Here is a 6,000-nt window from a genome sequence, read left to right as displayed (position 1 = left end):
CTGTACTACTCGATATTCATATCACTTCGAAAGCAATATGAAGTAATAGATGGTGCATCCGGGAGGATTCGAACCTCCGACCGCTCGGTTCGTAGCCGAGTACTCTATCCAGCTGAGCTACGGATGCAAAATGGCGGTGAGGCGGGGATTCGAACCCCGGATGCAGCTTTTGACCGCATACTCCCTTAGCAGGGGAGCGCCTTCAGCCTCTCGGCCACCTCACCACACAACGCCTCTTTCGAATGCTTTGAGTTACTCGTTAAGAGCTTCTCGTCGCTGCGTGGCGCATATATTACTTTCTGGGACTTATAAGTCAAACAATTTTCCAAAAGCTTTTATCGTTTGCACAAATCACACGCAATTCGCATGTAAAATCCGCAAAGAGGGTGTTTTATAAGCGGATTTTGCAGGCAACGCCACAGAAAACATCTGCCGAAATGGCGGTATTGAGACGAGTTAAGGGTGACGGAGTGGTTAAAAAGAGAGCGATTGAAATTAAACGGTAACTTTGAGCAGGAAAAATAGCGGGAGGGTTGCGTCTCGCCCGACAGCGAGACGCGACAATATCAGTAACTGGACTGCTGGGATTTTTCAGCCTGGATACGCTGGTAGATCTCTTCACGGTGGACAGATACTTCTTTAGGAGCGTTAACACCAATACGTACCTGGTTACCCTTTACCCCTAAAACTGTCACGGTGACCTCATCCCCTATCATGAGGGTCTCACCAACTCGACGAGTCAGAATCAGCATTCTTTGCTCCTTGAAAGATTAAAAGAGTCGGGTCTCTTGTATCCCGGCATTATCCATCATATAACGCCAAAAAGTAAGCGATGACAAACACGTAAAGTGTAAGCAGTCACGGCATCACATTCTGTTAAACGTAAGTTTAGCCGATATACACAAACTCAACCTGACTTTATCGTTATCGATAGCACAGTGAACAAGACGCCATAACGTTACCGCTATGGCGTCTGATTGTGCTTTGTAGTTATTACAGTTTCGCGCTCACCCAGCTTTCAACGCTGGCTAATGCTGCAGGAAGTGCCGCCGCATCCGTACCACCGGCTTGCGCCATGTCCGGACGACCGCCACCCTTACCGCCCACCTGCTGGGCGACCATACCAATCAGTTCCCCTGCTTTAACGCGGTCGGTCACATCCTTAGAGACGCCCGCAATCAGAGAAACCTTACCTTCTGCTACCGTCGCCAGCACGATAACCGTAGAACCAAGCTGGTTTTTCAGATCGTCGACCATAGTACGCAGCATCTTAGGCTCAACGCCCGCCAGATCGCTGACCAGCAGTTTGACGCCCTTAATGTCTACCGCCTTGCTGGAGAGGTTTGCACTCTCCTGCGCCGCAGCCTGTTCTTTCATCTGCTGGAGTTCTTTTTCCAGCTGACGGGTACGATCCAGCGCAACGCGCACTTTCTCGCCCAGGTTCTGGCTATCGCCTTTCAGCAGCTGCGCGATGTCGTGCAGCTGATCGCTCTGCGCATGCAGGCTGGCGATTGCGCCTTCACCGGTTACCGCTTCAATACGACGCACACCTGCCGCCGTACCGGATTCAGAAACGATGCGGAACAGGCCGATGTCACCGGTGCGCGAGGCGTGAGTACCGCCGCACAGTTCGGTAGAGAAATCGCCCATGCTCAGCACGCGAACGCGCTCGTCATATTTCTCGCCAAACAGCGCCATCGCACCTTTTTTCTTCGCGTCCTCAAGATCCATGATGTGGGTCTCAATTGGCAGGTTACGACGGATCTGCGCGTTCACCAGGTCTTCCACCGCGCGGATTTCAGACGGCTTCATCGCTTCAAAATGCGAGAAGTCGAAGCGCAGCACTTTATCGTTAACCAGAGAACCTTTCTGTGCAACGTGGGTACCCAGCACGTCGCGCAGGGCTGCGTGCATCAGGTGGGTTGCAGAGTGGTTCAGACGAATGCGTGCACGGCGTGCTTCATCAACGTTAGCCTGTACGCCCTCGCCCACTTTCAGAGAACCGGAAACCAGTTTGCCCTGGTGACCAATCGCCTGACCGTATTTCTGGGTGTCGCTTACGCTAAAGCTAAAGCCGTTACCTTTCAGTTCGCCTTTATCGCCAACCTGACCGCCAGATTCCGCATAGAACGGGGTTTTGTCCAGAATGACGACGGCTTCCTGGCCCGCGCTGATGCTGTCTACGGCTTTACCGTCAACAAACAGGGCGGTGACTTTGCCGGTCAGTTCCAGCGCTTCATAACCTTTGAATTCAGACGCGCTATCAACGCGGATCATCGCGTTGTAGTCTGCACCGAAACCGCTGGATTCACGCGCACGACGACGCTGCTCTTCCATCGCGGCTTCAAAGCCTGCTTCATCAACTTTGATGTTGCGCTCGCGGCAAACGTCCGCCGTCAGGTCAACCGGGAAGCCGTAGGTGTCGTACAGGCGGAAAGCAGTTTCGCCATCCAGCGTGTCGCCCTTAAGCTTCGCCAGCTCTTCGTCCAGCAGCGCCAGACCACGCTCCAGCGTACGGGCAAACTGCTCTTCTTCGGTTTTCAGAACCTGCTCAACCTGCGCCTGCTGGCGTTTCAGTTCGTCACCGGCTGAACCCATCACGCCAATCAGTGGCCCAACGAGTTTATAGAAGAAGGTGTCCTTCGCGCCCAGCATGTTGCCGTGACGGATCGCACGGCGAATGATGCGACGTAGCACGTAGCCACGGTTTTCATTCGACGGAATGACGCCGTCAGCAATCAGGAACGCGCAGGAACGAATATGGTCTGCAATAACGCGCAGCGATTTGTTGTTCAGATCGGTCGCGCCGGTCACTTCTGCAACGGCTTTGATCAGGGTGCTGAACAGGTCAATCTCGTAGTTGGAGTTAACGTGCTGCAGAACCGCGGCGATACGCTCCAGGCCCATACCAGTATCAACGGACGGCTTCGGCAGCGGCTCCATGGTGCCGTCAGCCTGACGGTTGAACTGCATGAAGACGATGTTCCAGATCTCAATATAACGATCGCCGTCTTCTTCCGGGCTGCCTGGAGGGCCACCCCAGATGTGGTCGCCGTGATCGTAGAAGATCTCGGTACACGGACCGCAAGGACCGGTGTCACCCATCTGCCAGAAGTTGTCAGACGCGTATGGCGCGCCTTTGTTATCGCCGATGCGAATAATACGCTCGCGCGGGATACCCACTTCTTTTTCCCAGATTTCAAACGCTTCGTCATCGGTTTCGTAGACGGTCACCCACAGACGCTCTTTCGGCAGGTTGAACCAGTTTTCACCGGTCAGCAGTTCCCACGCGTATTGAATGGCATCGTGTTTGAAGTAGTCGCCGAAGCTGAAGTTACCCAGCATTTCGAAGAAGGTGTGGTGGCGCGCGGTGTAACCGACGTTTTCCAGGTCGTTGTGTTTACCGCCCGCACGCACGCAACGCTGTGAGGTTGTGGCGCGGGAATAATTACGCTTGTCGAGACCAAGGAACACGTCCTTGAACTGGTTCATCCCGGCGTTGGTAAACAGTAAAGTCGGGTCGTTGTTCGGTACCAGGGAGCTGCTGGCAACAACCTGGTGTCCCTTACTATGGAAAAAATCGAGAAACGCCTGACGGATCTCAGCGGTGCTCTTGCTCATAATTATCCTGAAATCAAGCTAACGAAATGTCGTAGCCAGCCTGTATCGGTAAACCGTTGGACAGACCAGCTACTGGAAAAAGTGGGAATAAGATAAGTTTTCTTTAGTGGGAAGTAAAATCCCGCATGCGTTCAATCGGCAAAATTACGCCAGATATCCTGAATATCTTCCATCAGAAAGCCGCGGTAGAGCAAAAAGCGCTGAATTTTGACTTTTTCTGAAAATTCACGCGGCAGCGGTTCGCCGTATTTACGAATAGCCTGCTCTTTTGCCAGCTCGCACCAGTCGGTGTCGCTTTCGCGCATCGCTTTTTCGATGGATTCCCTGGCTACCCCTTTCTGGTTCAGCTCCTGGCGGATGCGCGCGGGTCCATACCCTTTGCGACCCCGGCTGGCGAGAAAACGCGAGGCAAAGCGGTCATCGTCCAGGTAATGATGCTCATAGCACCAGGCCACCACGCGGTCGTAGTCTTCCGCAGTGGCATCAATCTCTTCCGGCCCGTTTTTACTCATGACGGGCGCTGACAGCTTCCGCCGCAGCTCCTGTTCACTGTGGTCGCGCACGGCGAGAATGCGTACCGCACGATCCAGCAAGCGCGCGTAGGCGGGTCGGCGTGATGTCGGTTCACTCATAAAAAACCTGCAGAATCAGAAATGCAAAAAGGGCCGCGTCAGCAGCCCTTCATCTTTACACGAGAAACTTAAAAGTCTTCGTTGGTTTCTTCAGCATCCGCGGCATCCACCACGAAATCAGGTTTGGAGTCCTGGTTGTTCAGCAGAAGCTCACGCACCTTCTTCTCAATCTCTTTCGCCGCAGCCGGGTTCTCTTTCAGCCAGGAGATAGCATTCGCTTTACCCTGACCAATCTTGTCACCGTTGTAGCTGTACCAGGCGCCCGCTTTTTCAATCAGCTTCTCTTTCACGCCCAGGTCAACCAGCTCGCCGAGGAAGTTGATGCCTTCGCCGTAGAGGATCTGGAATTCAGCCTGTTTGAACGGTGCTGCGATTTTGTTCTTCACAACCTTCACGCGGGTTTCGCTACCGACCACGTTCTCGCCCTCTTTTACCGCGCCGATACGGCGGATATCCAGACGGACAGAAGCGTAGAATTTCAGCGCGTTACCACCGGTGGTAGTTTCCGGGTTACCGAACATCACACCAATTTTCATACGGATCTGGTTGATGAAGATCAGCAACGTGTTGGACTGCTTCAGGTTACCGGCCAGCTTACGCATCGCCTGGCTCATCATACGTGCCGCGAGGCCCATGTGAGAGTCACCGATTTCACCTTCGATTTCCGCTTTTGGCGTCAGCGCCGCAACGGAGTCGACGATGATCACGTCAACCGCACCGGAGCGTGCCAGCGCGTCACAAATTTCCAGCGCCTGCTCGCCGGTGTCCGGCTGGGAACACAGCAGGTTGTCGATATCAACGCCCAGCTTACGGGCATACACTGGATCCAGCGCGTGCTCGGCATCGATAAACGCACAGGTTTTACCTTCGCGCTGCGCCGCTGCAACAACCTGCAGGGTCAGAGTCGTTTTACCTGAGGATTCCGGACCGTAGATTTCTACGATACGGCCCATCGGCAAACCGCCCGCGCCCAGTGCGATATCCAGAGAAAGCGAACCGGTGGAGATAGTTTCCACATCCATGGAACGGTCTTCACCCAGGCGCATGATGGAGCCTTTACCGAATTGCTTTTCGATCTGGCCCAGTGCTGCCGCCAACGCTTTCTGTTTGTTTTCGTCGATAGCCATTATTACTCCTGTCATGCCGGGAGAAGCAACTGCGCTTCACCATGGACTTCTGTTCTGTTGGTGCAATTATACTGTATAGTCATACAGTATCAAGTATTTTGTAGAAATTGTTGCCAGAGCGTTTTTAACGCATAAACGGTTGCCTGCCGCCGCACGCTTTCACGGTCGCCGCTGAAGCACTCCCGGCGGGTGATCCCTTCCCCTTTGGACGTGGCAAACCCGAACCAGACGGTGCCGACAGGCTTCACGTCGCTGCCGCCGTCCGGCCCCGCGATACCGCTAATGGAAACGGCGTAATCTGCCCGCGCCTCTTTCAGCGCGCCAATGGCCATTTCAATGACAACCGGTTCACTGACCGCGCCATGCTGTTCCAGCGTGGCTTCGCGCACGCCAATCATCTGTGCCTTAGCTTCGTTACTGTAGGTCACAAAGCCGCGTTCAAACCAGGCGGAACTGCCGGCGATATCGGTAATCGCTTTCGCCACCCAGCCGCCGGTGCAGGATTCCGCGGTAGTGATTGTCGCACCACGCTGCTTCAGGGCAAGGCCTACGATCTCGCTAAGCTGCATCAATTCATGGTCAGTCATTCTTGCTCCAGGCTTGAGAAAAACGTGCAGCAC

The 6,000-nt window shown here is 54.1% G+C and carries 5 protein-coding genes and 2 tRNA genes; all 7 read right to left on the bottom strand.

Features of this window, described 5'->3' with window-relative positions; all coding sequences use genetic code 11:
* Window positions 1-50 precede the first annotated feature (50 nt).
* The 7 genes from OSH03_RS12570 to pncC all read right to left on the bottom strand — a co-directional run bounded on the left by OSH03_RS12570 (window position 51) and on the right by pncC (window position 5,967).
* Window positions 51-127, bottom strand: a tRNA-Arg gene (locus OSH03_RS12570).
* A 4-nt stretch (window positions 128-131) separates the two neighbouring features.
* A tRNA-Ser gene (locus OSH03_RS12565) sits at window positions 132-224 on the bottom strand.
* A 342-nt stretch (window positions 225-566) separates the two neighbouring features.
* Window positions 567-752 (bottom strand): carbon storage regulator CsrA, encoded by a 186-nt coding sequence (csrA, locus tag OSH03_RS12560; protein WP_000906486.1) that lies wholly within the window; start codon window positions 750-752, stop codon window positions 567-569.
* A gap of 241 nt (window positions 753-993) precedes the next feature.
* Complete coding sequence (alaS, locus tag OSH03_RS12555) at window positions 994-3,621, bottom strand: alanine--tRNA ligase (protein WP_151412889.1); 2,628 nt, start codon at window positions 3,619-3,621, stop codon at window positions 994-996.
* Window positions 3,622-3,752: 131 nt separating this feature from the next.
* Window positions 3,753-4,253, bottom strand: coding sequence for a recombination regulator RecX (gene recX, locus OSH03_RS12550; RefSeq protein ID WP_028014188.1), 501 nt, complete (start codon window positions 4,251-4,253; stop codon window positions 3,753-3,755).
* Window positions 4,254-4,321: 68 nt separating this feature from the next.
* The gene (recA, locus tag OSH03_RS12545) at window positions 4,322-5,380 is read right to left on the bottom strand and encodes a recombinase RecA (RefSeq protein WP_028014189.1); all 1,059 of its coding nucleotides are present in this window, start codon (window positions 5,378-5,380) and stop codon (window positions 4,322-4,324) included.
* A gap of 89 nt (window positions 5,381-5,469) precedes the next feature.
* Complete coding sequence (gene pncC / locus OSH03_RS12540; protein WP_061097290.1) at window positions 5,470-5,967, bottom strand: nicotinamide-nucleotide amidase; 498 nt, start codon at window positions 5,965-5,967, stop codon at window positions 5,470-5,472.
* Window positions 5,968-6,000: the final 33 nt, after the last annotated feature.

The sequence above is a fragment of the Enterobacter nematophilus genome, from assembly GCF_026344075.1.
Lineage (GTDB): Bacteria > Pseudomonadota > Gammaproteobacteria > Enterobacterales > Enterobacteriaceae > Enterobacter > Enterobacter nematophilus.
The sequence above is the reverse complement of the archived record's forward strand: the minus strand, read 5'-3'. Positions and strand labels throughout refer to the sequence as shown.

What these genes read in the sequence shown, in the direction of transcription:
- csrA (WP_000906486.1), bottom strand. Translation starts at nt 752, where the DNA reads ATGCTGATTCTGACTCGTCGAGTTGGTGAGACCCTCATGATAGGGGAT.
- alaS (WP_151412889.1), bottom strand. Translation starts at nt 3,621, where the DNA reads ATGAGCAAGAGCACCGCTGAGATCCGTCAGGCGTTTCTCGATTTTTTC.
- recX (WP_028014188.1), bottom strand. Translation starts at nt 4,253, where the DNA reads ATGAGTGAACCGACATCACGCCGACCCGCCTACGCGCGCTTGCTGGAT.
- recA (WP_028014189.1), bottom strand. Translation starts at nt 5,380, where the DNA reads ATGGCTATCGACGAAAACAAACAGAAAGCGTTGGCGGCAGCACTGGGC.
- pncC (WP_061097290.1), bottom strand. Translation starts at nt 5,967, where the DNA reads ATGACTGACCATGAATTGATGCAGCTTAGCGAGATCGTAGGCCTTGCC.